This window comes from Eggerthella lenta DSM 2243, assembly GCF_000024265.1.
GTDB lineage: Bacteria > Actinomycetota > Coriobacteriia > Coriobacteriales > Eggerthellaceae > Eggerthella > Eggerthella lenta.
The window spans coordinates 1100635-1127466 of the sequence record NC_013204.1 but is presented as its reverse complement, the minus strand read 5'-3'; the positions used below and the strand labels follow the sequence as shown (position 1 = coordinate 1127466).

Here is a 26832-nt window from a genome sequence, read left to right as displayed (position 1 = left end):
CTGCCGACTGCATCGACCTCACCACCTGACCTTCCGCCGACCCCGGCCACGCCACCTGACCCCAGCAGGCCCATATCCACACCTGCTCTACAGAAGGGGTCAGAAGAAATGGCAGCAGAAGACGAGGCGGTACAGCTCGCGTTCAGGACCGGCACGGCAGCCGTGCAATCAGCCTCAGAAATCATCAAGTACCTGCTCGAGGGCCTGGCCCAGGCGCGGCGAGCCCGCGCGGCCGGCAACAGGAACGACCGCATACCGGCGAGATTCGCCCGCGCCCTCACGCACGGGGCCGCGAACATGGTCGACGGCCGCGGCGAGAAGGGCATCGTCTCCGCCGAGACCGTGCGCGCCCAGAACCCGGACCAGTACCGCGAGGCCATGGTATTCCCCGGGGCGGTCGCCGACAATCGCGAGGACATCCAGAAGCTCAAGCGCGAACTCATGAACCACGGAGTGAAGTTCTCCGTATTCGACACCGTCAACCCCATGGACGGAAGTCCCGCGGTCTCCATCGGCATCCAGGGCCGGGACATGGACATCATGACCCAGGCGCTCATCAACATCGGCGTCGAGTCCTTCGGCATGGACCGCAAGGAGCTCGAGGAGTGCGCGCGCGGCATCGAGCGCGACGACCAGAACCGCTATCCCCGCGCCTTCAAGCGCAACGGCATCAACTGGGAGTTCGAGCGCACCGGCGACGGCCGCAACAGCTGGGTCGGGTCGGCCGGCGGCCACTCCCGAGAGCAGTACCGCGTGACCCTCGACCCGGACGACGAGAACAAGGCCTCCTTCGAATGCACCCGCAACGGCCGCCCCGTCGCCAGCGCCGAAGTCGACGCCACCCAGGGACCCGAGCTCTGGAAGACCGGCTCGGACGGAGCCAAGGAGTTCTACAACGAGATGAAGGCCGAGGGGGCCGCGTTCGCGGCCGCGCCCGGCATGGTGCTCGAGGCCGCCATCGACCGCGGCTGCTTCATCTCCGAGAACAAGAAGAAGATCGACCCGAAGCAGGCCGCTGCCGCCGAGAAAAACGCCGCGCTGCTCAGCGAGGCCTTGGGAAACTCCCGGGCCGCCTCGCCTGAGTCCCCCGTCGGACAGACGAAGGCGGCCAAGAAGATCGCCGAGAGCAAGATGCAGCCCTCCATGCCCGCACGCAACGAGGGGATGCACCGATGATCGACCTTGAGACCCTGGCCGCCTCGTGCGCGACGATGGCCGACGAGATCGTCGCGCGCGGCAGCTCCGACACGTTCAGATACGACGCCGCCGGCATCCTCGAGTTCGGCGACAGCCCCGAATACTACTCGCCGATCTCCTCGTCCGCCTACCGCAGCGAATACCCCGAGACCGCCCGCGAATACGGCTACACGAGGGAATACCTCGAGCAGGCGGAGCGCCGGCTGCTCGCCTGCGTCATCGGGTACTGCGCGCTCGACGGCGAGCTCGCATCCATCCGCGACGGCGGCGAGGGCCATGACGGCTTCCGCGTCAACCCGCTCGACGTCCACGAGGTCCTGCTGTGCGCCCGCACCGCCCCGTTCGACCCGCGCGGATGCGCGGCGCTCGAGAGCGCCATCAAGGGCAACAGGTTCGTAGACGGCGAGGAAAGCTACCTCGACCGCGCCATGGCCAACATGGACTACGACTACATGAAATTGTCGGCCTCGCGCTGGTCCTACCCCATCGCCGAGCTCGACGGGTTCCTCGCCATGTTCCCGCCCGCCCGCTCCGAGCGGAGGGCCATCGCGGACCGCGTGCTCGACAGCGCCTCGATGCGCCTCAAGACGTTCTTCGCCCTGTCGATGCCCATGGCTGAGGCCGCGGGCGGGCAGGACGGCGACGAGGCCGAGGGCGGCAAGCACTACCACCGCGCCGCGGCGCCCGACGGCGGCGAGACCGCGGAGGAGGAGTAGCCCATGCGCACCCTCAAGGGATTTCTGTACCTCATCCTCGGCGGCACGCTCTGCGGCTGGATGTTCAACCGAATCGCCGCATGGTTCATCGACAACCCGCTCACCGTCGGCTCCAACCACACCGTCGCCGAGTGGGCCGTGATCCTGCAAGACCCGTTCTACCTCGACTCCCGCACGATGCCGTTCTTCTTTCTGGCCTTCGGCGCCATCGCGCTGGTGGCCATGACAAAATACGACTGGACCGGCGAGCGCGAGGAGCAGAAGAAGCTCCGCGGCGAGGAGTACGGCAACCAGCGCTGGGCGCGCGACGACGAGATGCAGCAGTTCGCGCACACCTCGACCGTGAAGCGCGTGCCCATCCGCATCCCGCAGCGCACCGCCGACGCGATGCGCTTCGCCCGCAACAACCCGAAGGACTTCATCAAGGCCAAGCTCGGCATGACCAACAAGGTCGCCAACCCCAAGCCCGACTACGTCGAGAAGATCGAGGACGACAACATCATCCTGTCCGAGCGCGCCGAGCTCCAGATGTCGAAGATCCCCGACCCGGCGCTCGAGCGCAACAAGCACGTCTACGTGCTCGGCGGCTCCGGCTCGGGCAAGACCTTCAACTTCGTCGGCCCCAACCTTCTCCAGCTCAACAGCTCGATCGTGACGACCGACCCCAAGGGCGACACGCTCAAGCAGTACGGCAACTTCTTCCTGCGCCACGGCTACAAGCTCAAGGCTGTCAACACCAAGCCCGACCAGATCAACCAATCGATGCACTACAACCCGCTGCTCTACCTCCAGGACTCCACGTCGATCATGCAGATCGTCAACCTGCTGGTGGAGAACACGTCGGGCAACGCGGAGGCCGAGAAGGAGGACTTCTTCGTCAAGGCCGAGAGGCAGCTGTACATGGCGCTGATGGGCTACCTCTTCTACTTCTACGCGGACCAGCCGCAGTACCAGACGTTCCCGCAGATGCTCGACCTGCTCCAGCTCGCCGGCAAGGACAACCCCAGCCAGACCAAGACCCCGCTGGACATCATCATGCTCGGCACGACCGCCGAGGACGGCTTCCAGGGCTTCGAGGAATGGATCGTCGCCAACCACGGCGGCGACGAGGCGGCCGCGCAGGCCTCCGAGGAGTACTTCGTCATCAAGCAGTACAAGGGCTTCAAGTCGACCTCCGAATCGCCGGAGACCGAGGCCTCGGTCATCGCGTCGTGCAACGTCCGCCTGGCGCCGTTCGCCGTCTCCGCGGTCCGCGAGTTCTTCAGCGAGGACGAGCTGGAGCTCGAGATGATCGGCGAGGAGCGCACGGCGTTCTTCCTGGTCATGTCCGACACCGACAAGACGTTCAACTTCATCCTGGCGATGCTGCTCTACCAGCTGTTCGACGTCAACACTGCCATCGCCGACAGGAACCCCGGCTCGCACTGCAAGATCCCGATCAACTGCATCCTCGACGAGCTCGCCAACATCGGCCGCATCCCCGACCTCGACGTCAAGATCGCGACCCTGCGCTCGCGCTGGATCTACATCACGGCCATCCTGCAATCGGTCACGCAGCTCAAGAAGATGTACAAGGACAACGCCGACATCATCGAGGGCAACTGCGACACGACGCTGTTCCTCGGCCGCTGCGACCTCGAGACCAACAAGAAGATCTCCGAGCGCCTGGGCAAGTTCACCGCCACCGTCCGCAACCGCAGCGAGTCGCACGGCCGGCAGGGATCGTGGTCCGAGAGCGAGAACAAGATCGGCAAGGAGCTCATGGCCGCCGCCGACCTCGGCAACAACCCCGAGAAGTTCGGCGGCGACGACTGCATCGTCTTCGTGAAGAACGCCTTCCCGTTCCTCGACAAGAAGTACAGGACGATCGACCACCCGCGCTACCACGAGCTGCGCGAGGTCGGCGAGTTCAACCTGGACGACTGGAACTGGGACCGCAAGTGCGAGCGCGAGCGCGCGCACCGCGCCGAGGTCGAGGAGATGCGCTGGCGCATCGAGGAGGCCCGTTCGTTCTTCGACCCCGAGTTCTTCATGTAGGAGGCCCCCGGCGGGGGAGACCCCGCCAGTCGTCATATCTCACCCGCCGCGGCGGGTCAAACAGGGCGCCAAGGCCACACGGGCGGCGCCGCGAATCAGAAGGGAAAACCCCATATGGCTTTCTTCAACCAGCTCCTGAACTATCTGTGGCAGATCCTCACCTTCGTCGGCGGAATCACCGCCGCCGTGGGCGTCTTCCGCTGGGTCTCCGGCGGCAAGGCCCACGACGCGCAGGCCCAGGAGGGCGCGGTCTGGGTCATCGCCCTCGGCGGCGCCATGGCGGCCATCGGCCTGGTCGGCGGCAGCTACCTCACCTTCCCCACGATGTAGGGACGACGGAGGGAACTCCATATGACTGCTCTAACGGGAAAAGATAGGCGCGCGGCGGGGCCCTCTGCCCCCTTGCGCGCCGCGCTCGCGGCCGTGCTGGCGCTCGCGCTCGTCGCGCCGGCCCTGGCCGCACTGGCCTGCCCATCGCCGGCCCTGGCCGTGGAGACCTCCAAGGAGAGCTTCGAGGCGAAATACAAGGACGACTACCACCAGGCGATCAAGGACCGCAAGAAAGACTCCAGCATCACCACGAACACCATGTGGACCGACGACGACCTCATGATGGGCGCCTGCGGGGAGTATCCGGGTTTCGATGTCGTAAACGCAGGGCCCTGGGTCTCCTATTTCGTCTACAGCACCGCCGAGGGCATCGCGAGCTTCTGCGTCGACTGCGGCGAGGCGATGCTGCAATGCATCTCGTCGTCGGGGCTGCTCAAGCTCGACTTCACCGGCGAGGGGTCCGATTTCGCCAAGATGTACTCGGCGGCCGCCGACGTCTCGGTCAAGGTGATCCAGCCGATCTGCGTGGGCTTTCTCGGCCTCGCGTGCGTGTGGGCCCTTCTCGAGTTCTCCAAGGAGGTCTCGACCAACCGCGGCGACCACTTCACGATGGCCGGCAACTACGTCTGGATCATCGTCAAGTTCTCGCTCGTCATGGTCCTCATCAGCCATACCGTGCAGCTGTGCGGCGGCGTGTACGAGGTCTTCCTGTGGGTCGCCAACAAGGTCTCCGACACGCTGGCGGCCGGACAGATCGGCGGCGTCGGCTTCAACTCCTTCATGCTCTCCATGATGGAGATCAGGTACAGCCAGTTCGCGTGGTCGGTCGGCTACGCGCTCGTGTCGATGGTCATCCTCGTCTCGACCGGCCTGTGCCTGATCAAGGTCCTCACGCTCACCATCACCCGCATGTTCGAGATCTACCTGATGACGGCCTTCGCCGGCTTCCCGCTCGTGATGCTCACGACGCGCGAGACCAGGCCGTCCGGCATCGGGTACTTCAAGAAGTTCGCCGGCGTGTGCCTTCAGGCGGCGATCCTCATAACGATCATCGCCTTCGCCGGGATCTGCTTCTCGGCCGCCGGGTCGCTTCTGGCGACCAAGCCGAATGCCGGCATCGATGACTCGGTCTGGACCATCGTCTCGCTGCTCGCGTCCATGGCTGGATGCTTCGGCTTCTCGGCGCTGTGCGGGCAATCCAAGCATATAGCGGACACGATCATGGGGGCGATGGGCTGATGGTAGAGATCATCCTGCGCAAGGACATCCAGGACTACGAGGCCAGGCCGCTGTTCGGCTTCACGTACCGCCAGGTCGCGACCGGAGCGGCCATCGCGATCACCGCCGCCGGCATGGGGCTGGCGATCTCGTCGTTCACCGAGATCAACACGCTGTGGCTGATGCTGATCATGTCCGTCTGCGGCGCGATCGGGCTCGTCGGCCTCGGGCGCATCCACGACCTCAAGTTCGAGCAGTGGTTCGCCATCTGGAAGGCCGACCGCGACTGGCCGAAGGTCGCCCTGTTCGCCGCGCCGACGCTCTCGCCGCACGGCGACCGCGCCTCCGCCAAGGCGAAAGCCGGCAAGAGGCCCAAGAAGGAGACCAAAGCGGAGAAGGCGGCGGCGCTGGAGGCCGACGCCGAGGCCGAGGCATAGAGAAAACGGAGAAAACCACATGATCTGCCCCAACTGCAACTGCGAGCTCGTGGACGGCACCGCGGTGTGCCCCTACTGCGGCACGCCCTTGGCCGCGCCCGCGCCGTCTGCCACCGCCACCGCGACCATGCCCGCCATCCAGTCCGCGCCGCCCGCGGCGCCTGCGCCCTCGCCGGCATACCGAGCTGAGGACATCCCCGTGTCCGCGGCCCCGCAGCCGGCCGCCCGCGGGGCCCACGAGCAGGTCTCACAGGTCTCACAGAGCCCGGAGCCGCCGTTCGCATACGGCCGCGAGGAGGCCGCCGAATCCCCGGCATCCCCCGCCCGCGACCCCTACGAGGACTACTACCGCCAGGCCCCGGCACGCCCGAGCGCGCAGCCATACCGCGAGCCTGCGCCCCAACCGGCCCGCGACCCATATGAGGACTACTACCGCCCCACCCCGGGCCGTGGCGGGCAGGGCCCTGCCGCCCGCGACCCCGACGGGGAGCCCGCCGCATCCGGCGAGTCCGACGCCTACGCCTACGGGAAGAACGCATATGCGGACACCTCGCGCGACCCCTACGAGGACTACTGCCGCCAGAGCCAGACCCCGGCGCGCCCGAGCGCACCGTCATACCGCGAGCCTGCGCCCCAGCCGGCCCGCGACCCCTACAATGACTACCGCGACGCGGGCCGCGCAGATGACGCGGACGGCCGCGGACAGCGCGGGCAGCGCGAGGAGAGCCGCGAGGACGTCCGCGCCGAGGGCCGCGACGCCCGCCGCCAGCAGAAGCTCAACGCGAAGGCCGCGAAAGCCCGAAAGCGCCGCGAGCGCGCCGCGGAGAAGGCGGGAAAGAAGAAGGGCATGAAGCGCCTTCTGCCGACCGAGGACTACCCTGGCACCCTCGTCCTGCGCGCGGACAAGTGCACGCAGGACGCGCTCGGCTATGAGCTCCTGTGCGAGGACGGCACCGTCAAGCTCCAGCAGGGCGTCTACAGCCGCGTCGTGGAGTTCCAGGACGCCAGCTTCCAGGCGGCGCGCGAGTCCGAGCAGCGCGAGATCTACGAGAACTGGTCCGAACTTCTCAACACGTTCGACAACACCGTGCACCTCCAGGTCAAGATCCTGTGCCGCGTCATCGACCGAGACGCGTTCCGCGAGGACACCTTCCTGCCGCCCGTCGAGGGCGACTACGCCGGCAACCGCTTCCGCCGCGACATCAACCAGATCATCGAGAGCAAGGTCGCCGAGACGCAGCAGAACGTCGAGAGGCGCCGGCTGTTCATCGTGACCGTCGAGGCGCCGACCTGCGAGCAGGCGTCCCCGCTGCTCGCCCGCGCGACCGAGCAGGTCATGCGCTCGCTCAAGAACATGGGGGTCAACTCGGAGGAGGTCCGCGGAAACGAGCTTCTGCGCATCATCGACTCGATCACCAACCCGCGCGACCCGCGCGGCTTCGTCTCGTTCGAGGACCTGAAGGTCACCGACGAGCGCGGCGTGAGCGCCATCCAGCTCGGCTACACCACCAAGGACCTCGTCGCGCCCGCCGACCTCACCAAGATCGACGACACCCATATCTCATGGAACGGCGTCACGGGCCAGGCGCTCTACCTCCAGAAATGGGCGGGCTCGGTGCGCTCCGACATGATCTCGAGCCTGGCGGAGCTGCCCATCAACCAGGTGATCACGCTCGACATGACGAGCTGGGAGCAGTCGCGCGCCATCGAGACCATCGAGTCGATGAACACCGATCTCAAGGTGCAGAAGTCCGACTACGTGCTCAAGCACTCCCAGACCATGTACATCACCGACGAGATGCTGCCGACCAACCTCCAGGACGCCATGGAGAACGCCCGCGACCTGCGCGACGACCTCGTGAGCCGCGACCAGAAGATGTGGTCGCTCACCTGCACCACCATGACCTGGGCGGACTCGCTCGAGGACTGCGACGAGAACTCCGGGGCCATCCAGGACGTGTTCCGCCGATTCACCTGCCGCGCAGTGCCCCTCGTGAAGCTCCAGCGACAGGGTTTCGCCGCGATGCTGCCCACGGGCCGCTGCGACATCCCCTACGTACGCAACCTCACGACCGCCCCGCTCGCGGCGCTCGTGCCGTTCACGTCGGTCGAGCTCATGGAGCGCGGCGGCATGTGGATGGGCCAGAACCAGACGTCCAAGAACTTCATCTTCTACAACCGCCGCGACGCCGTCGCGCCCAACGGCTTCATCCTGGGCAAGCCGGGCCGCGGCAAGTCGGTGACGGCCAAGAACACGATCCTGTGGACGCTTCTCACCGACCCCACCGCCGAGGTCATCGTGCTCGACCCCGAGCGTGAGTACATCAACGTCGCGCGCGAGATGGACGGCGAGGTCGTCCAGATCTCCGGAGACTCGCATACCTATATCAACCCGTTCGATCTCGAGCTCGTGGAGGGCGAACAGCCGCTCGCGATGAAGGTCGACGCCATCATGTCGATGGTCGAGATGATGGCCAAGAACCTCTCGCCGATGCAGAAGACCCTCGTGGACCGCTGCGTCTCGCGCATCTACGACCGCTACTTCGCCACCCACGACCAGCGCGACATCCCCACGCTGATCGACTTCTACAACATGCTCAACCAGCAGCCCGAGCCCGAGGGACGCATGCTCGCCGTCACCATCGAGCGCTACGTCACCGGCCAGGCCTCGCTGTTCAACCACCCGACCAACGTGAACACGCACAAGCGCTTCGTCGTCTACGACATCCGCGACTGCGCCGACAACATGAAGGGCCTGGCGCTGCTGATCCTGCTCGACCAGACGTGGAACCGCATCGTGCGCAACCGCGAGCGCCACGTCCGCACCTGGGTGTTCATCGACGAGATGCAGCTGCTCTTCGAGAACGACTACGCGATCTCGTACTTCGACCAGCTCTGGACCCGCTCGCGCAAGTACGGCGCCATCCCGACCGGCATCACGCAGAACATCGAGCGCATCATCAACAACGAGAAGAGCCGCCTGATGCTGGCTAACTCCGACTTCCTGGTGCTGCTCGGCCAGTCCGCATCGGACGCCGCGGCGCTGGGCGAGGTCATCAAGCTCTCCGAGCGCCAGGTCGCGATGATGCGCAACGCCGGGCCCGGAGAGGGCCTGCTGGTCGCCGGCGGCAAGATCATCCCGTTCGAGAACCGCATCCCGACGGACTCGGCCATCTACCGCATGGTCACCACCAAGCTCGACGACCTGATCCAGTACTCCAACGAGGACGGGCGCGGCGACGGCGCCCGCCGCGGGTAGCGTGACCCGAGCCATGGCAGACGAGAAGCCCACCGTCACCGACAAGGCGAGCCCGCTAGAGATGGAGAAGGTCAAGCACTCCTCCCTCGAGTATGCCGTGCAGCACGACGGCCCCGCATACAGGCAGCGGGCCGTCGCGCCCTACAAGGAATCGGCCCTCCCCGAGCTCACGCGCGGGGAGGCCGCAAGGTCCGTGTTCAAGGACCGCGTCAGCGAGTCCGTCGGCAACGCCCTCGGCGCGGCGAAGGGAGCCGCCGAGGGCGCGGCGAAAGGCGCAGCCAAAGGGGCCGCGAAGGGCGTCCTGCACAGCCCCCGCGCGGCGCTGGAGATGAGCGCGGCCATCGGCCTTTCCGACGGCAACGCCCAGATCGCCGACGAGGGGGCGCGCGCCGCCGACACCGTCGCCAACGCGGCGATGACCCAGGCCGACCCGCGCAACCTGTACCGCGAGGGAAAGGCCGTCGCCGACAGGCTGCCGGCGGGACGGGCCCGCAGGCGCATGGCCCGCTGGGACGCGAAATCGAAGAAGGCCCTCGCCAAGCAGGACAAGGTGCTCGACCAGCTGGAGCACAAGAGGAAGCGCGCCGACACCATGCGACGCGCCGGGATGTCAGACAAGTCCCTGCTCGGGCGCTGGATCAACCTCAGGCAGAAGCGGCTCGAGAACAAGGCGGGACGGCTCGGCGCCAAGGCGGGCCGGCTCGCCGGGACGAACACCTCCGGCATCCGCGGCAAGCTCATGCAGCTGCGCCGCACCAAGGCGACCGTCACGAACACCGTCTTCGGCTGGCGCGGCGTGGCCGCGGCGGGCGCCGCGGTGGGCGGCACCGCGGTTATCTGCCTAGTCGGGATGTCGCTGCTCAGCGCGGTCATCGGCGGTGCCGCCACATCTTCTTCCGGCGGCAGCGCCGAGGGCTACCTGGCCCAGGCGCAGCGATACGTCGACGACGACTCCATCGGGTACTCGCAGTCCACGCGTTGCCACAACCCCAACATGGACTGCTCGTCGTTCGTCTACTACTGCCTCGTCGATTCGGGCTACTGCACGACCGAGCAGCTGGGTACGCACCCGTTCACCACCTCCACCATGGCGGAACCTCTGCTCAAGGCGGGCTTCGAGAAGGTCGAGTGGGACGGGAAGATGGACTCCCTGCAACGCGGCGACATCCTCATCAACACCGAGCAGCACACGGAGATCTATGCCGGCGACGGCAAGGACTACGGCGCGCACGAAGACCTCGACGGCGCCGACGGCGACTCGTCGGGAGACGAGGTATCGCTGGGGTCCTACTGGAACGACGCCTGGGACACGGTCCTGCGTCCCACCGGAGGGGCGGGCGTCACCATTCCCGAGCAGTACGGCAACGGCGGGTACTCCGTCACCTTCTACACCCAGCGCGGCTGCTACGTCAACGGCCGTGACACCGCATGGGCGGCCGGGACGTCGCAGGCGGCCGTCCACTCCAAGTGGGCGCTCGCCGGCGCGAAGTACGACGACGATATCGCGACATACAACGGGCGCTACCTGATCGCCTGCACGACGACGTACGGCCGCGTCGGCGACAAGGTGGACTTCACCCTGTCGGACGGCACCGTGATCAAGTGCGTCATCGCCGACGCGAAGAACCCCAACGACCAGGGATGCAACAAGTGGGGGCACTCGAACGGCCAGAACGTCATCGAGTTCGAGGTGGAGAGGTCGCGCTTCTACAGGAGCGGCAACCCCGGCAGCTCGAGCTGGAAGGCCGAATGGGGCGGCAAGCGCGTCTGCTCGTCCGTCAACAGCGGCAGCATCCTCTAGCCCATCGAATGAAAGGGAAAGCGAACATGAACATGACCGACAGGTTCAACCCGGCCAACGAGAACGACCCCAAGAGGAAGCTGGCCTACGGCCTGATCGCGCTGGCGTGCGTGATCGCGCTGGGCTTCGGCCTCGACGCCGCCTCGTGCTCCCGCACGGGCACCGCGGGCGACGAGGGCGGCAAGCAGGACGCCACCGAGGCGGTCGATGGCGGCAGCGCCGCCGGGGGCGACGAGCAGGACGGGAAGGAGGCGGGCGACGAGAAGAAAGTCGAGGCGTCGCCGGACCCGTCCGAGACCTCCGGCGTTCGGTTCGAGGGCTTCGACAAGCTCTCGGGCATGACCGCGACCAAGCGCGAGAGCTTCTGCGACGCCGTGGCCTCGACCATGCGCGCCAACGGCTACAAGCTCGACGAGATCACGGTCTCGATCAAGAAGAAGCCCCAGGCCACCGATAACGGCACCGTCGTGTTCATGCGCGTGAAGGGCACCGGCGACTGCTACTCGGCGCATTACGCCGACGGCACCTGGACCGTCTTCCCCCTGCTCGAGCGCGTGGACGGCGTGAACGACGACCTCGCGCAGGACCAGATCGACTCGCGCGCCGACACGGCGGCCGACGCCGACGCCACCGAGCAGAGCGCCGCGGCGCCCAAGAAGACCTTCGCCATCACCGACACCGAGCAGGCCGCCAAGTATATCGGCGACTCCTGCGCCGGCGCGCTCATGGACGCATGGCGCGCGTTCGCCGCGGAGAAGGAGGGCGGCGCCGATGCCGATTCCGCGCTGTTCTCCCGCGACCATGTGACGCACAACGACGACGGCACGGTCACGTTCACCGTCTGGATGCCCTCGAGCCAGAAGACCTACCGAGGCGTGGCCGACATGGCCGCCGGCTCGGTCTCCTTCTCCGAGTAGGGGGGAGCGGCATGCCTACACTCATCATCGCCGAGAAGCCGTCCGTCGCGCGCGGCATCGCCGACGCCGTCGGCGCCCACGAGCGCCGCGACGGCTATATCGAGGGCGGCGGCTACCTCATCAGCTGGTGCCGCGGCCACATCATCGACCTCGACTTCCCCCAGAACTACCCGCAGTGGTCCGGCCACTGGTCGATGTCGCAGCTGCCCATGATCCCGGAGCGGTGGAGGTGGAGCGTCACCGCGCCCGAGCAGTACAAGGTCCTGAAAGGGCTGCTCGACCGCGCCGACGTGGAGCTCGTCGTGAACGCCTGCGACGCCGACCGCGAGGGCGAGGGCATCTTCCGGCGCGTCTGGACCCATTCCGGCTGCAAGAAGCCCGTCCGTCGCTTCTGGTCCACCTCGCTCGTGCCAGAGCAGGTGCGGACCGACCTCGCCCACGCCAAGCCCCTCTCCGACTACGACGGCCTCGCCGACGCCGCCGAGGGCAGGGCCAAGGCGGACTGGCTCGTGGGCCTCAACGCCTCGCGCGCCCTATCGTGCCTCTACGAAGGCTCGCGCCTGTCCGCCGGCCGCGTCCAGACCCCGACGCTGGCGCTGGTCGTCGAGCGGACCCGCGCGATCCGCGGCTTCAAGTCGGTCCCCTTCTTCCAGGTGGAGTGCTCGGTCGGCAGGACGGCACACGTGCGCCTCGCCGGCGAGAAGCTGAAGACCCGTCAGGAGGCCCTGCGCCGCGCCCATGCGGCCGTCGGGTCGCAGTGCGCGATCCTGAAGGTCGAGCGCAGGCAGGAGAAGTGCCGCGCGCCCAAGCTCTACGACCTCACCGGGCTGCAACGCGACGCATCGACGCGCGCGGGCCTCACCGCGGAGGAAACGCTGAACGCGCTGCAAACGCTGTACGAGAAGAAGCTGGCGACATATCCCAGGACCGAGAGCCGCTACATCGGCGAGTCCGACATCCCCGAGACGGCCCGCGTGCTCTCGGCCATCGCGGTGCCGGGAATCGTCGGCGAGGCCGCCGCGGCCGGGTTCGACGCGTCGCGCTCCGACGTCGCCCGCGTGGCCGACGACTCGAAGGTCCACGGCCACGGCGCGATCCTGCCCACGGCGCTGCTCGACGCCAAGGAGATGGCCAAGCTCGATGGCGCAGAGCGCTCCGTGGCCATCCTCATCTGCTGCCGCCTCATGGCCGCCACCATGGACCCCGCGACGAAGCTCAAGACCAAGGTCGAGGGCGAGGTCAACGGAGACGCCTACACGGCCTCGGGAAGCACCGTCACGGACGCTTCCTGGATCGCCGTGGACGAGGCGTGCCGTGCCGCGCTTGCGGGCGGCGGCAAGGCCGCCGAGGACGAGGACGACGAGGCGCAGGACATCCCCGCCGACATCGAGCAGGGCGACTCCTTCACCGTCGCCGATGGCGACGTTCGCGTGAAGGACGGCAAGACGACCCCGCCGAAGCCCTATACGGACGCGACGCTGCTGTCGGCCATGGAGCACGCCGGCCGGTCCATCGAGGACCGCGAGCTGAAGGCTGCCATCGAGGACGATTCGATGCACTCGGGCGGCCTGGGAACTCCTGCCACCCGCGCCCGCATGATCGAGAAGCTGATCGAGGCGAAGTACATCCGCCGCCGCGGCAAGACCCTCTCCGCCACCGAGCGCGGCGAGACGCTGATCGACATCGTGTGCGATTCGCTCAAGACCCCCGAGCTCACCGCGAAGTGGGAGCTCGCCCTGTCGCACGTCGAGCGGGGAGAGGGGTCGCTGTCCGACTTCCTCTCCGGCATCGAGGGCTACACGGCCGCGGTCGTGTCCGACCTCGAGCGCGGCTTCGACCCCGCGCAGGCCGCGGCCGTCTCCGGCCGCGAGGAGCTGTGCCGGTGCCCGGCCTGCGGAGCGCCGATCGTGCTGTCGCGCAGCGGCAGGCAGTGGCAGTGCTCGTCGTCGAAATGGGCCGGCAAGGAGGAGGGCTGGCGGCTGCTCCAGGGCTGCGGCGTGAAGCTCAACATCGTCCAGAACGGCAGGAAGCTCACCAAGTCGCAGGCCAAGTCGATCCTGTCGGGAGGGACGGTCCACCTCACCGGCCTGTCGAAGAAGGCCGGCAGCGGCACGTTCGACACCGACGCGAAGCTCGGAGCGGCGCCCTACACCGGGTTCGTCGAGTTCTGCCGGAGCGAGAAGCCGGGCGGGAGCGCCGGCCGCACGGGCTCGCGGCGTCGCGGCGGGAAGCGGTAGGCCATGGCCGCCGTCACGCGCGACGGGGACGGCTGCGTACCCCTCGCCGAGCTCGACATCAACCCGGCGCTGCGCGCGACCTGCCAGCGCCGGCTCGCCGCGGCGCTCGAGGGGCGTGCCATGACCGCCAGGAAGCTCGCGGAGTTCTCCGGCGTGTCCGAGGCGGTCATCTCGAGGACGCTGCACGGCCAGCGCACGCCCACGCTCGACGCGATCGTGCGCCTCTCGCTGACGCTCAACGTGTCGGCCGACTACCTGCTCGGCCTCAAGGCCTCACCCCAGGGCGACTACCGGGACGCATCCCAGGGCGGCGCGGGGGCGTAGGAGCAAGGGGAGGTGCGCTTCCCGTTCGGAAAGTCCGGGCGGTCACCGGTGTAGACCGGCAACCGGCTGGGTAACATATCTCAGATTACGGGCGCCGCGCCGGGACCTCCCGGCCGGCGCCAAGAACATGGAAAGGATGATGCCGAGATGAAGCATACAGGAAGCGGCGGGCATACCGCCCGCGCGAAGCTCGGGCGCATCGGGGTGGGCGCCCTGTCCATCGTCTTCGCCTTGAGCCAGGCGCTCGGCCTGGTCGCGCCCGCGGTGCCGGCCGCCTGGGCGGAGCCGGCGGCAGAGCCCGAGACCGTCACCGTGACGCTCGCCGCGGGCGAGCACGGCAGCCTCGCCATCGCCGGCGAGGACGCCGAGGCCGACACGGTCCAGGTAGACAAGGGGTCGAACGTCACCGTCGAGGTCACGCCCGACGACGGCTGGTTCGCCGACTCGCTCACGACCTTCGCCGGCGACGGGTCCGAGGCCGCCAAGATCGACGTCGAGGACGGCCGCGCGACCTTCAAGGCCGAGACCGACACCACCGTCACGTGCGCCTTCTACGAAGACGGCTCCAACGGCTCGGCCGCGCTCGAGGCCGTCGCCACCGAGGCCTCGGCCAAGCAGGCCAAGGAGGCCTCCGACAAGGCCTACATCGAGGCCAACCTGGACGAATCTCTCTCGGGCCTCGACAAGTTCGAGCGCCGCGACGTGCTGACCGTCACCACCACCACGGTCGACTCCGGAAAGGTCGCCGCGCCCACGCTCGACGGCCTGTGGGCCGACGCGGACGGCGACGGCATGGGCGACTACAGCGACGCGCTGAAATCCAACGCCGTGAGCCATGCCGTTCTGTACGACCTCGACAACTCGTCCGACTACCTCGTGGGCCGCGCCGGCTCCGACATCTCGGGCGCGACGCTGGCCGACTGGGGCGCATCGGAGAACAACGCCGACGCCGCCATGCGCCGCGGCTTCAAGTTCGACGCGGCCACCGGGCTCGTCTACGTGCCCAAGAAGTACACGGTCAAGAACAAGGCCGGCGAGTACAAGGTCGCGTCCTCCCGCATCCAGCTCCTCTACGCCACGTCCGACAAGGGCGCGGTGAACACCTTCCCCGTGAAGGTCGAGGCCGAGAACGTGGACGGCCGCGCAGCCAAGTCCGGAACCGCCTCGGTCGACGTCTCGTCCCCCGATACCCAGATCGCGCTCGCCCGCGACAAGGCCGCCCGCAAGTCGATCTCCGACGCCACGATCGAGTCCGTCACCGTCAACGGCATCGAGTACACGCGCGACCTCGATATGTGGACCTACGACGAGGACACCGGCACGCTCGACATCCTCATCGCCGCAGCCGGCGTGCGCAGCGTCGACATCAAGCTCGCCAACGATGCCGAGAAGAACGTCGGCTCGTGGCTCGCGGCGCTTGCCACCGAGGCCTTCGCCGGCAACGTGTGGAACATCGGAACCTGGGAGTTCCAGTCCGCCCCCTGGGCCGGCATGTCCTTCCACACCGCCGGCCACAACAAGTACACCGGCGCCCGCACCGGCGCCACCCTGCCGGCGGTGGAGAATCCGTCCGGCGGACGCTACGAGGCCAAGACGATCTATCAGGCGCTCGGCACGCAGAACGTCGACGTCTCCGCCCTCCAGTCCGGAGCCTGGTCGATCGAGCGCACCTGCACGATCGCCGCGCAGACGGTCTCCGGCGTCACCATCCCCAGCGCGACGAAAGTGGACCTCACCTGCGGCCACGTCGGCGTGAACCCCTCCGGCCAGCTCGACCCCTCCTACAACCAGGCCGTCCATACCGACGACGACTACGGCCAGACCGTGCGCATCGCCGCCGTCAACGGCGACGAGGCGATCATCGGCGTGACCGTCCCGACTACCTTCACGCAGGCCGGCGCCGGCTTCTTCAAGATCAAGTGGAAGCTGAACAAGGTCCGCTACACCTTCTCCAAGTGCTCGGCCAACGTCTCCATCACCGACGGCAACTCCGAGTACTCCGTCGAGGGCGCCGAGTACGACATCTACCGCTCCTCCGACAACGCGCTCGTGTCGCATATCGTCACCGACGCATCTGGCAACGCCGCGCTGGACCTCGAGCCCAACCAGGCCTACTACGCCGTCGAGACCAAGGCGCCCGCGGGCTATACGCTCCACGAGGGGCATATCGCCTTCAGGACCGGCAACTCCGCCGGGACCGAGCAGCTGAAGGACGACCCTGGCACGGTGCGCATCAAAATCAATAAGAAGGACTCGGCTACGCTCGGCGGGGCACAATCCGGCGCTTCGCTCAAGGGTGCCGAGTACTCGATTGCATCCCTGTCATCGCCCTCATGGGGACCCGTGACCGTCACGACCGACGAAAACGGTTATGCGGTTATTCGCGATGTTCCCCTTGGAGAGCTGACTGTAACCGAAACCAAAGCACCTGCCGGCTACAAGCTGGACACTACTGTTCATAAATATACGATTAGTCGCGATGACCCTCGCGCAGAAGGCATATTTGAGCTCGAGCCTGAGAACGACTTCTCCGAGAACCCGATTTCGTTCGATATCGAGATCGCCAAGACCAAGGGCGGCGAGGACGACAGCTGGGAATCCGACGACGGCCAGGGAAATGCCGCGACGGGCGTCCAATTCCAGATCATCTCGAATACCACCAATGAGGTCGTCGGAACCCTGACGACCAACGATGCCGGCTTCGCGTCCACCAAGGACGCGGCCACCTGCGACGAGACCTCCGTCTCCGAGGCCAAGACCGACGACCCGGCGCGCCCGTGGTTCGGCTCGGGCAAGCGCAACGCCGGCATCTCCGGCGCCGTGCCATATGACGCGGCAGGCTATACGATCCGCGAGGTCGATTCCACGGTGCCCGAGGGCTTCGACCATGTGGACGACTGGACGATCTCGGCCGACGACCTCGTGGACGGCACCACGAAGTACTACTCCGTCATCGACAAGACGCTCAACAGCCGCATCCAGATCGTCAAGACCGATGCCGAGACCGGGAACACCGTGCCCCTCTCCGGCTTCAAGTTCCAAGTGCTCGACTCGAACGGCGAGACCATGAGCTTCGCCGACCCCTACGACGTCAACGGCACCGTCGACACCTTCACGACCGACGACGCCGGGCAGGTCACGATCCCGCAGCGCCTCAAGTCCGGCAAGTACTCCATCAAGGAGGTCTCCGCCGCGGCGCCCTACACCGTCAACGGCGATGCAGTCGGCTTCGAGGTCCCCAAGGACTACAAGAAGGCCTCCCCCGTGACCGTCATCAAGGTCTCAGACAAGCAGGCGAAGGGCAAGGCGACCATCACGAAGACGTGCTCGCATGACGGCAAGGCGCTTCAGGGCGCAGAGTACGACGTCGTGGCGCAGCAAGAAATCGTGTCCCCCGACGGCACCGTGCGCGCCGCGGCCGGAGACGTCGTCGACCATGTGAAGACCGGGCAGGACGGCCGCGCCACCACCAAGGAACTCTACCTCGGCAGCGGCTCGGCGGCCTACGCCTTCATCGAGACCAAGCCCCCCTCGGGCCATGTGATCGACGAGACGCCCGTGGCGTTCACCCTCTCCTACAAGGACGGCGCCACCGCCGAGGTGAAAGCCGCATCCGACCAGTCCGACGCTGCGGTGAAGTTCGAGGTCGATAAGACCGTCATGGGCGCCGACACACCGCTTCCCGGAGCAAAGTTCCAGGCCTGGAACACCGACGACGAGATCTCGATCGGCAGCGCCGCCGGCAACCTCGCCGTCCGAGCCGACGCCGGGGCCGAGGTCTCCATCAGGAAGGCCGTCGCCGCCGCAAGCGTCAAATCCGAGGCCGATGACGGAACCTCCCTCGTCCTCAAATCCGCCGACGGCATGGAAACCCAGCTCGGGCCCGATGCCGTCGATATGGAACCCGGTACGTACACCCTGACCGCCACCCAGGACGGCAAGACGCTCGAGGGAGCGGAAGTCGAGATCGAGGCCGGCAAGGCCTATACCGCCAAGGTCGCGGGCGGCCTGCTCGGCAATCATGCCGTCCTTTCCGACGACGGTTACGCCATGCCCGCCATCAAGCTCGCCTGGTCCGAGGCCAATTCGGCGTACGTGGCCCTCGACCTCGGGCTCGGCACATACGACCTGACCGTCGCCGGCAAAGCCGCCGGACAGATCGAGATCGACGGGGACGGGCCGACCTACATCTTGGTCAGCGGCGGCCGCGCCCGTCGGGTGCCCGTCCTGCTCAAGGAGGGCAAGAGCGCCACAGAGGGCATGACCGGCGCCGACGGCTCGACCGACTTTCTGCACCTCGCGCCCGGCACGTACCGCGTCGCCGAGGTCGAGGCGCCCGCCGGATACGTCGAGGCGCCGGGGATCAAGACCTTCACCGTCGGCGCCGACGGCCGAATCGATGGCCGGGACTCCGGCCAGGCGGCCTTCGAGGACGACTACACCAAGGTCCGCATCTCCAAGCGCGACATCACCGACGAGTCCGAGATCGAGGGCGCCAAGCTCACCGTCACCGATTCCGAGGGCAAGACCGTCGACTCATGGACCTCGACCGCCGAGGATCACGAGATCGATGCGCTCGCACCCGGCAAGTACACGCTCACCGAACAGCGCACGCCGACCGCTTACGACCAGGCCGAGAGCATCGAGTTCGAGGTGAGGAAGACCGGCGAGGTCCAGACCGTCACGATGTACGACTCGCCCATCTCCATCAGCGGCGAGATCGACAAGCGGCAGGAGATCGCCGACCCCACCGCCAAGGACACCGATGCCAACGGCGACGGCCTGAACACCGCCGAGACCAAGGCATCCGACGACGGCTCCTATGCCTACACCATCGACTTCCGCTCGACATCGAACACCTGGACCGACGAGTTCACGGTCGAGGACGACCTGACCGCCGCCGCCGACGGCCGTGCTCAGCTCACATCGATCACCACGCCGCAGGCCCTCGATGACTACGACGGCAAGATGAACGTCTGGTACAGGACCGACAAGACGCCCGACGACTATATCGACGAGTCCGGTGCCAACGCCACGCTTTCCGACGGCCATGAGAACCCCTGGCTGTCCGACGAGGCCACCGCCTCCACCCTTGGCGAGGACGGCCGAGCCGTCGACTTCACCGGATGGAAGCTCTGGCGCGCCGACGTGCCCACGACCGAGGCCGCCGAGCTCGCCGTGGCAGACCTCGGCCTCGAGGAGGGCGAGCACGTCACCGCGATCCGCTTCGAGTACGGCCGCGTGGAGCAGGGCTTCACCACCCGCGACGGCGGCTGGGACCGCGAGGGCATCAAGGACGTCCATGACGACATCGCCAGCGCCGAGGACACCGCCGCCGAAAACGGCTCCGATACCGACGATTCCGGCACGGGGACCGGGACGGCCTATGCGCCCGCCATCGTTCGCATGAAGGCCACCGACGGCTACACCGCTGGCACCTCGCTCGACAACTACGCCCGCGTGGACCTCACCCGCAACGGCGGCGGCGACGGCCTCGAGGACCATGACGAGGACCAGGTGACCCAGACGGCGAAGGCCGTCACGGTGCCCCCGACCAACCTCGACCAGACCGGCCGCAACGTCATCATCGGCCTCGCCGCGACCCTCGCCGCCGCGGCAGCGGCAGCCGCGGCGCTCATCTACCGCCGCCGCCACGCCTATCCGGACCCTGTTCCCGCAGGCGGCGAGGATGACGGATATGAGGAAGACGCGCACGAGCGCGAATACCGCGACGACCGCTATCCCGACGGTTACGACCGCGACCCCTATGGGTACGATGACGGATACCGCGACAGCTACCGCGACCGCTACTGAGAACAGGGCCGATAGATAGCCCTCGACCGGGGTCCGACGCATATCCGCGCCGGGCCCCTTCGCTTGACATCCCAGAGGAGACGCCCATGAAATGCCGACAGCGACGCCGGATCAAACCGCTCGACATCCTTCTTGCCGCCATATGCGCCGTGTCGCTCACAGCCGCCGCCCTCATCGGATGGACGATCTTCCATCAGGACGCCGTCTACAGGGAACTCTCCATCGATGCCGAGGCGGATGCCGGCGACGGCATCGACTGGGATGGCCTGCGCGCGCGCAACCCGGACATCGCCGCATGGGTATCCGTCGAAGGCACCCCGGTGGATTTCCCGGTGGTCTCGCCCCGGGAAGGCGACCCCAAGGGGTTCTATCTGAACCATGACTTCGACCGCAACTGGTCGTTCTCCGGGTGCCCCTACCTCGACCCGCGCTGCGGGGCGGACGGGCGCCATGCGCTCGTCTACGGCCACCACCTCAACTTCGACGGCGAGATGTTCACCTACCTGCGCGACACCTGGCGGCAGGAGAAGTTCGATGCCCTCGGCGACATGCGCTGGTCGACGCCCGCCGAGGGCACCGTGAGCCTCCACCCGGCGTTCTCGATGTCCGTCGACAAGAGCTTCGCCGACATACAGAGGTTCGACTTCAACGGGACCGCGGAGCTGCGCGCCTGGCTCTCGGCCCTCTCGGCGCAGGCCACGGCGAAGGCGGACGGCTGCGACGCGCTTTGCGCAGGAGCCAAGCGCGTCGTCACCCTCGTGACCTGCTCGGCCAACTTCGCGGGCGGCCGCGCGAGGACCCTCACGGTATTCGTCGGCTGATTTTTCCGACAAACATGTCACACCATGGAAAAGAGGCACAAAAAAGGGAATAAAAACGGGTATAAAAAAGGTAAGAAAGCGATAAAACCGCTTCCCATCTCGATAAACGCACTATCGGAAGGAGGTGCCGAAATGGATGGAAGCGCCAAACTGCCGCCGCCCGCGCCGGTGGGCATAACCGAACTCAAGAACAACTTCGCTTCGATCGCGAAGCGGGTGCACGACACGTCGGTGCCCTGCACCGTGCTCAAGCAGGGCCGGGCATACGTCGCCATCGTCCCCGTGGACCCGGGATACAGGACAATGGGAAAATACGCCTGCAACCAATACACGAGGGTGCTGCGCCGCCTGTTCACGTTCTGCCGGAACGCCCACGACCACCGGATCACGTTCGTGCTCCGCCGGCGCAACGAGGACTACGTCGCCATCGCGCCGCTCGATCCTCCCGATACCGAAGACTGAGCACATAGTAAAACCCGAGGGAAAGGATCGACCCATGCTGCCCACCATCATCATCGGAGCGTTCGCGCTCGCAATCCTCTGGCCCTTCATCAAGCTGGGCTATGAGCTCATCAAGCTCGCGGGATCGCTCGCCCTGCTCGTCGCCTCATGCGCGATCGGGGCGGTCGCCCTCGTCGGACGCGGGGCCTGGGCCCTCATCTCCGCCTGCCGCCGACACGCGGGAGCGAAGAAGGAGAAGCCCGTGGAACATCCGTCCGCGCCCCGCGAGCGCATTCCCGCGCTCCCGGAATACTCCTCGGTGCGCTAGGGACACACCGAAGGGGACCAAACAAGCAGCGAAAAGACCATCAGGCATATATCTCGAAAGGACCATGCCATGAAGAACAACCCTATCGACAAGATCCGCGACCTCTTGGCGGAGCCCGCCGCGCGCCGCAAGGCGGTAATCTGCGCCGGTGTCGTCGCCGTCCTCGCCATCGGCGGGGCCGGAATCGTCATCGCATCCAACCGACCCGAACCGATCGACAGCTCGCCGTCCGCCGTCGAGAAGGCCGGCGCCGAATCCGTCGCCCCCGCCGACATCGCCAAGATATGCCCGACGCTCACGCTCGACGGGCAGGACGTCGGCGCCCCCGCCGACGAGGTCACCGTCACGACCGGCAAGGGCCGCGTCTTCGTGACGCAGCGCGCCGACGACGATGCCGCCGCGACCGTGGACTCCACCGCCCGCCGCAGCGCCGCGCTCGCCCGCTCGCTCGACGGATGCGAGACCGGCGGCAAGACGATCGAGACCGTCACCTGGGCCGCGGTCGACGAAGGCGGCAACGTCCAGGTCGCCGTCACGAACTCGCCCGCCGCAGCGCCCTCCGGCGGCACCACCGCGGAGGTCGTCAACGGCTCGGGCGGGCATGTGATATCCGACGGCGTCTGGAACTCCGACGGCGTGCATGACGCCGGCTACGAACAGAACGCGGGAACGGTGACCGATTCGGCCGGCGGCAAGATCGAGGCCGGAGCCGCCCCCAAGGCAGACGAGGGCGACAAGTCCGAGACGGCCGAGGACGGCAGCGCGAAGGCCGACGATTCCGGCGCCAAGGCGGACACCAAGTCCGATACCAAGAAGAACGACTCGAAGGGCAACGCGGCGACGCAGGCGTCCGGCGGCTCGTCCTCGAGCTCGTCGGCATCCGGCTCCGCGCAATCCCAGAAGAAGTGGGTCCCCGAGCAGGGGCACTGGGAGACCGACTACGGCCAGGTCTGGGTCCCGAACGTCGTGTACGTGCGCCACGGCCGCTTCATCTGCAACGCCTGCGGCGCGACCTTCGACTCGAAGAACGGATTCTATGCCCATAGCGACGCGATGTATGCTCAAGGTCAGAACCATGATGGCTACACCGACGACTCATATACCACAAGCGAGGACCAGGGACATTACGAGCAGCAGGCGACCGGTAGGCACTGGGTCGTGGATGTGGCCGGGCACTGGGAGTAGACGGGTCTTCGTAACGGTTCGCGCGCCGGCGCCCGCCGTGCGATAAAATGACGGCAACGCCATAGTCAATTAAGCAACGATCGGAGCCAGATGATGGACAGCAGGCAGCCCGAGCTCTCGCGGCTCACCCTCATGTGCGGCGACCACGAGGTCGCCGAGTTCACCTGGAACCATGACCGCCAGGCCGTGACCGGCAAGACCCACGTCCTCGATGCGGCGCATGCCCCCCTTATGGCGACCGACCCATCGGGCAACATCACGCGCGACAGGCTCTCGAGCTGGTTCAAGAACAGGGGCATCCCCGATTTCCGCCCCGATGCCGCGGACCGCCTTCGCGCCGTCGGCTACCCGTCGGCCGCCTCCCTCATGGCCTCTGGTTTCGGCGCATCGCTGTCCGACCAATATTGGATCCGCCCCGCCGGATCAGCATCTACATGGCGCGACGTCAACTGCTTCGAGAACGATTTCAGCGAAGAGCTCGGCGAGCTGCTTCTTCCGCACGACGCCTCGTCGGTCCCCTCCCTCATCGAGAAGATCAGGGGCAACGCCGACCTCCTCGCCTCATCACCCGATGCGGCCCTGAACGGCAACCTGCCGAAACGCTGGACGATCGAGGGCGGGCAGCGGATGCTGGTCAAGTCCGGGCGATCCTCCGGCAGGTTCCAGGAACCGTTCAACGAGAAGATCGCCAGCGTCCTGTGCTCGCGGCTGCTCGACGAGGGCGACTATGTCGCCTACGAGCTCGAGGACGGCGGCTTCATGAAGTGGACCTCCCGCTGCAAACCCATGACCGACCAGGTCACCGAGTTCGTGCCGGCCTGGGCGCTGCTCTGCTCGTCGAAACGCCCCTCGGACCTCGGGCTGCACGATTTCTACGTGTCCGCCTGCGCCGCCCACGGGCTCGACGTGCGCGAGGACGTGGAGAAGATGCTCGTCATCGACTACCTCATGGCGAACTTCGATAGGCACTGGAACAACTTCGGCGTGCTCATCGACAGCGAGAGCAGGGAATGGCTCCGCGCGGCGCCGGTGTTCGACACCGGCGAAGCCCTCTGGTGCGACCGCGAGCTCTCCCAGCCCTTCGACGGCTACACGACCCCGCGGGCCGGCATGATGCGTCCCTTCGCCCGCAAGATCGACGAACAACTCGGCAGATATTGCCGCGACCTGTCCTGGTTCGACCCGTCCGGGCTCAAGGGCTTCTCGGAGGAGGCCTGCGACATCCTCCTCGGCAACCCGTTCATCGCCAACGAGCGCGGCAGAATCGACAAAATCAGGGAAGCGATCGACCTGCGCGCCATGATGCTGACCAGGCACGCCCATGAGATCAGCGGCGGGCGCGGGTTCATGGTTCCCGACATGGGCGCCGTTTGCGCGACCGGAGCGGCGAAGCGGACGGGGCTCCATCTGTAATTCCCAAAAATCGAGCATCGTGCCCGCATATCGGTATGAAACGCTTCCCGATTGGGAAAAAGGGTTACAAACTTCGGCCCGCGGCCATACCGTGGTCGAATACCCCTCACCGCTTCTCACCGAAAGGGCCTCTCAATGGGAAATATGAAATTCGACGGCGCGGACGTCACCTTCGAGCTCGACGGCTACGACGCCCTGGTCGAGCGCGTCCGCTCCAAGAAGGTCAACTGCAAGATCAACCCCTCCGATCTCCCCAGGCTCTACGCCGTCATGGATGCCGAGCTCGAGGGCAACGAAGAGCTCGCCGCGGCATTCGCCGAGGCGCAGGAGGCGGCGTTCGGCGAAGCCGTGCTCACCGTCTGGGCCGAGCGCATCAAGAGCTTCAAGGACTCCTTCATCCCGGTGTTCGGCGAGGCTTGCAAGGACGCCGCGTGCCGCTTCGGCTTCTCCAAGGACGGCAACAACACCTTCAAGTCCGCGGTCGACGCCTTCGCGGCCAACATCTGCGACCTCTACGGCGCCGCACCCCAGATCGTCGACGGCTTCTGCGAGTTCCTGGCGCGAAACGCCTGCCTCGAGTTCGACGGCTACGCCGCCGACATGCCCGTCCCCTGCCAGCTCTACGTGGCCGAGGGAATCTCGAAGATGGCCTACCAGCAGGCCATGAACAGCGTCCGCGGGTTCAAGCTCGACACGGACGCGTCCGTCGAGTTCGCCGACAAGTTCATCAACGACAACGTCACGACCCCCGACAGCTTCATCCACCTGAACGACGCCTGCATCGCGATCGAGAACGTCAAGGCCGCGACCTCGACGCCCAGCGTCCCCGAGACAGCCGTCCAGTTCGCCGTGACCCAGGCGGCCTTCGAGCACAAAACCGTCGACCACTTCGACGACGCGCTCCGCCCGGTATACACCGACGAGACCGATGCCGAGTTCGAGGACGCGGTCGATGCGGCGCAGGGCCTCGACGCGGATGCAACCGGCATCATCGCGCGCCCCGATACCGATCACCCCGCCCGCCCGGGCGAGGCGACGTCGGCCCCGGTCCAGCCCGAGACGTACCGACAGGACGATTACCAGGACGCCTACCAGGGAGAGGGAGCGGGATATGCCCGACCCGAGACCCATGGCGACATCCGCGGGCAGTACGGCCCCTATGGCCAGGACGCCTACGGCAGCACCTACAAGCAGGGCTACTAGGCCCATCTGAACCTCTGGAAAGGCAGGGTCGACTCATGGCGGACGCACCCCCCGCAGCGTCGGGACAACGCTCGGTCACGCTCGATATCGGAGCAATCGGATCCGGGCTCGGTGACGGCATCGATATCGAGGAGGCGTATCGACTCGTGGCAGCTGCTATGGAAAACGACGCGGAGCTCATGGCGGCGGTCGGCGCCGCCCGCGAGCGCGCGGTCGAGACGGTGAGGGGCAACCTCGCCGCCAAGTCCGCCCGCGGCGGGCTCGAGGAATACCGCCGCGCGCTGGACGCCGAGTTCGAGGGCACCATCGACGCCCTGACGGCATCGATGGGCATGACGGCATCGCCCGACCAGAAGAACACCTTCAACTCCGCGTTCGACGCCTTCGCGGCCGCCAACGCCTCCATCTACAAGAGCAGCGCCGACTTCCGGCGCGAGTGCGTCGACCTGCTCGCGAAGCGCGCCCTTGCCGAGATAGGGAGCCCCGTGCCCGCCGATTTCGATGCGCAATCGCGCATCTCGGACTACATCGGGGAGCTCTCACGCGAGCAGGCCGCCAAGACGATCTCCTCGCTCCACGGCCTCAAGGTCTCCGAAGTTCTCGCCGCCGGGCGCAAGCGCATCGCCCAGGCCCTGGGTGAGCTGATGCGCCGCCTGCGCGCCGTCCCCAAACCCGCGAAGGCCACGGCCGAACCGCGCCAGGCGTCCCCGGCGCCCGCCCCGGCAACGGCGGCGGCTCCGGTGCCGCGCGAGGCTGGGCTCGAGTCCGCAGCCGAGCCGGCCGAGGCAGCGCCCGCACCGAAGCATGCGGCGGCGAAGCCGGCGGCCGCGGCGGACGACGAGCGCCTGCGAGACCTCATCAACGGCATCGGCACCTCGCTCAGGTCCGGATTCCCGGCAGGCACGCGGGGGCGCCACGCCGCCCGCGCCAAGGTCGCCCTCGACGAGATCGACGAGCCGGCCGCGGCCGACAACATCGTCGAGTTCAAGCCGCGCGACGCCGAGCGCGAGAGGGAGCGCAGCGCGGCGATCGACTCGCGCATTCCGGCCGTCCCCCCGGCGCGCGTCGCCGCGGCGGCGGGCGCTGCATGCGCGAGCGCCGCGGCGCCCGTCAGAAACTACTCGCTCAACCTCAGGTAGCGTCTCCTTTCCGTC

At 67.1% G+C, this 26832-nt stretch carries 19 protein-coding genes; all 19 read left to right on the top strand.

Going from position 1 to position 26832, the window contains the following annotated elements; genetic code table 11:
* The first annotated feature begins 108 nt into the window (after positions 1–108).
* The 19 genes from ELEN_RS04585 (at position 109) to ELEN_RS04495 (ending at position 26817) form a co-directional block, all read left to right on the top strand.
* On the top strand, positions 109–1176 hold the full coding sequence (locus tag ELEN_RS04585; RefSeq protein ID WP_015540153.1) for a hypothetical protein: 1068 nt from the start codon (positions 109–111) through the stop codon (positions 1174–1176).
* Positions 1173–1913, top strand: coding sequence for a hypothetical protein (locus ELEN_RS04580; protein WP_015760277.1), 741 nt, complete (start codon positions 1173–1175; stop codon positions 1911–1913). Before ELEN_RS04585 ends, ELEN_RS04580 begins: the two co-directional genes overlap by 4 nt.
* Positions 1914–1916: 3 nt before the next feature.
* Positions 1917–3950: a VirD4-like conjugal transfer protein, CD1115 family gene (locus ELEN_RS15700; protein ID WP_015760276.1), complete on the top strand. Its 2034-nt coding sequence runs from the start codon at positions 1917–1919 to the stop codon at positions 3948–3950.
* A 114-nt stretch (positions 3951–4064) separates the two neighbouring features.
* Positions 4065–4280 carry a hypothetical protein gene (locus ELEN_RS04570; protein WP_015540155.1) on the top strand — a complete coding sequence of 72 codons (216 nt, stop codon included), beginning with the start codon at positions 4065–4067 and terminating at the stop codon, positions 4278–4280.
* Positions 4281–4301: 21 nt separating this feature from the next.
* The gene (locus tag ELEN_RS04565) at positions 4302–5519 is read left to right on the top strand and encodes a VirB6/TrbL-like conjugal transfer protein, CD1112 family (RefSeq protein WP_015760275.1); all 1218 of its coding nucleotides are present in this window, start codon (positions 4302–4304) and stop codon (positions 5517–5519) included.
* Positions 5519–5935: a PrgI family protein gene (locus ELEN_RS04560; protein WP_015540156.1), complete on the top strand. Its 417-nt coding sequence runs from the start codon at positions 5519–5521 to the stop codon at positions 5933–5935. Before ELEN_RS04565 ends, ELEN_RS04560 begins: the two co-directional genes overlap by 1 nt.
* A 19-nt stretch (positions 5936–5954) precedes the next feature.
* Positions 5955–9194 carry a VirB4-like conjugal transfer ATPase, CD1110 family gene (locus ELEN_RS04555; RefSeq protein WP_041691617.1) on the top strand — a complete coding sequence of 1080 codons (3240 nt, stop codon included), beginning with the start codon at positions 5955–5957 and terminating at the stop codon, positions 9192–9194.
* A gap of 13 nt (positions 9195–9207) precedes the next feature.
* A complete protein-coding gene (locus ELEN_RS15695; protein ID WP_015760273.1) occupies positions 9208–10995 on the top strand; it encodes an endolysin-like domain-containing protein in 1788 nt (595 codons plus the stop codon).
* Between the two features lie 26 nt (positions 10996–11021).
* A complete protein-coding gene (locus ELEN_RS04545) occupies positions 11022–11912 on the top strand; it encodes a hypothetical protein (RefSeq protein ID WP_015760272.1) in 891 nt (296 codons plus the stop codon).
* An 11-nt stretch (positions 11913–11923) separates the two neighbouring features.
* A complete protein-coding gene (locus ELEN_RS04540) occupies positions 11924–14149 on the top strand; it encodes a DNA topoisomerase (RefSeq protein ID WP_015760271.1) in 2226 nt (741 codons plus the stop codon).
* 3 nt (positions 14150–14152) lie between these two features.
* Positions 14153–14473, top strand: a complete 321-nt coding sequence (locus tag ELEN_RS04535) for a helix-turn-helix domain-containing protein (protein WP_015760270.1) — start codon at positions 14153–14155, stop codon at positions 14471–14473.
* A gap of 147 nt (positions 14474–14620) precedes the next feature.
* Positions 14621–20287, top strand: coding sequence for a SpaA isopeptide-forming pilin-related protein (locus ELEN_RS15690; RefSeq protein WP_015760269.1), 5667 nt, complete (start codon positions 14621–14623; stop codon positions 20285–20287).
* A gap of 86 nt (positions 20288–20373) precedes the next feature.
* Positions 20374–21108, top strand: coding sequence for a class B sortase (locus tag ELEN_RS04525; protein ID WP_015760268.1), 735 nt, complete (start codon positions 20374–20376; stop codon positions 21106–21108).
* A gap of 132 nt (positions 21109–21240) precedes the next feature.
* Positions 21241–21570, top strand: coding sequence for a type II toxin-antitoxin system Phd/YefM family antitoxin (locus tag ELEN_RS04520; protein WP_015760267.1), 330 nt, complete (start codon positions 21241–21243; stop codon positions 21568–21570).
* Between the two features lie 34 nt (positions 21571–21604).
* The gene (locus tag ELEN_RS04515; RefSeq protein WP_015760266.1) at positions 21605–21877 is read left to right on the top strand and encodes a hypothetical protein; all 273 of its coding nucleotides are present in this window, start codon (positions 21605–21607) and stop codon (positions 21875–21877) included.
* 69 nt (positions 21878–21946) lie between these two features.
* Positions 21947–23062 (top strand): hypothetical protein, encoded by a 1116-nt coding sequence (locus tag ELEN_RS04510; RefSeq protein WP_015760265.1) that lies wholly within the window; start codon positions 21947–21949, stop codon positions 23060–23062.
* A 90-nt stretch (positions 23063–23152) separates the two neighbouring features.
* Positions 23153–24475, top strand: a complete 1323-nt coding sequence (locus ELEN_RS04505) for a hypothetical protein (protein WP_233946792.1) — start codon at positions 23153–23155, stop codon at positions 24473–24475.
* A 135-nt stretch (positions 24476–24610) separates the two neighbouring features.
* Positions 24611–25678: a hypothetical protein gene (locus tag ELEN_RS04500; protein ID WP_015760263.1), complete on the top strand. Its 1068-nt coding sequence runs from the start codon at positions 24611–24613 to the stop codon at positions 25676–25678.
* Positions 25679–25713: 35 nt separating this feature from the next.
* The gene (locus ELEN_RS04495; protein ID WP_015760262.1) at positions 25714–26817 is read left to right on the top strand and encodes a hypothetical protein; all 1104 of its coding nucleotides are present in this window, start codon (positions 25714–25716) and stop codon (positions 26815–26817) included.
* Positions 26818–26832 lie beyond the last annotated feature (15 nt).

Excerpts from the sequence above, each read along its gene's own strand:
- ELEN_RS04560 (WP_015540156.1), top strand. The coding sequence starts at position 5,519 with ATGGTAGAGATCATCCTGCGCAAGGACATCCAGGACTACGAGGCCAGG.
- ELEN_RS04510 (WP_015760265.1), top strand. The coding sequence starts at position 21,947 with ATGAAGAACAACCCTATCGACAAGATCCGCGACCTCTTGGCGGAGCCC.
- ELEN_RS04570 (WP_015540155.1), top strand. The coding sequence starts at position 4,065 with ATGGCTTTCTTCAACCAGCTCCTGAACTATCTGTGGCAGATCCTCACC.
- ELEN_RS04555 (WP_041691617.1), top strand. The coding sequence starts at position 5,955 with ATGATCTGCCCCAACTGCAACTGCGAGCTCGTGGACGGCACCGCGGTG.
- ELEN_RS04565 (WP_015760275.1), top strand. The coding sequence starts at position 4,302 with ATGACTGCTCTAACGGGAAAAGATAGGCGCGCGGCGGGGCCCTCTGCC.
- ELEN_RS04580 (WP_015760277.1), top strand. The coding sequence starts at position 1,173 with ATGATCGACCTTGAGACCCTGGCCGCCTCGTGCGCGACGATGGCCGAC.
- ELEN_RS15695 (WP_015760273.1), top strand. The coding sequence starts at position 9,208 with ATGGCAGACGAGAAGCCCACCGTCACCGACAAGGCGAGCCCGCTAGAG.
- ELEN_RS04535 (WP_015760270.1), top strand. The coding sequence starts at position 14,153 with ATGGCCGCCGTCACGCGCGACGGGGACGGCTGCGTACCCCTCGCCGAG.
- ELEN_RS04505 (WP_233946792.1), top strand. The coding sequence starts at position 23,153 with ATGATGGACAGCAGGCAGCCCGAGCTCTCGCGGCTCACCCTCATGTGC.
- ELEN_RS04545 (WP_015760272.1), top strand. The coding sequence starts at position 11,022 with ATGAACATGACCGACAGGTTCAACCCGGCCAACGAGAACGACCCCAAG.
- ELEN_RS04495 (WP_015760262.1), top strand. The coding sequence starts at position 25,714 with ATGGCGGACGCACCCCCCGCAGCGTCGGGACAACGCTCGGTCACGCTC.
- ELEN_RS04585 (WP_015540153.1), top strand. The coding sequence starts at position 109 with ATGGCAGCAGAAGACGAGGCGGTACAGCTCGCGTTCAGGACCGGCACG.
- ELEN_RS04525 (WP_015760268.1), top strand. The coding sequence starts at position 20,374 with ATGAAATGCCGACAGCGACGCCGGATCAAACCGCTCGACATCCTTCTT.
- ELEN_RS04500 (WP_015760263.1), top strand. The coding sequence starts at position 24,611 with ATGGGAAATATGAAATTCGACGGCGCGGACGTCACCTTCGAGCTCGAC.
- ELEN_RS04515 (WP_015760266.1), top strand. The coding sequence starts at position 21,605 with ATGCTGCCCACCATCATCATCGGAGCGTTCGCGCTCGCAATCCTCTGG.
- ELEN_RS04540 (WP_015760271.1), top strand. The coding sequence starts at position 11,924 with ATGCCTACACTCATCATCGCCGAGAAGCCGTCCGTCGCGCGCGGCATC.
- ELEN_RS15700 (WP_015760276.1), top strand. The coding sequence starts at position 1,917 with ATGCGCACCCTCAAGGGATTTCTGTACCTCATCCTCGGCGGCACGCTC.
- ELEN_RS15690 (WP_015760269.1), top strand. The coding sequence starts at position 14,621 with ATGAAGCATACAGGAAGCGGCGGGCATACCGCCCGCGCGAAGCTCGGG.
- ELEN_RS04520 (WP_015760267.1), top strand. The coding sequence starts at position 21,241 with ATGGATGGAAGCGCCAAACTGCCGCCGCCCGCGCCGGTGGGCATAACC.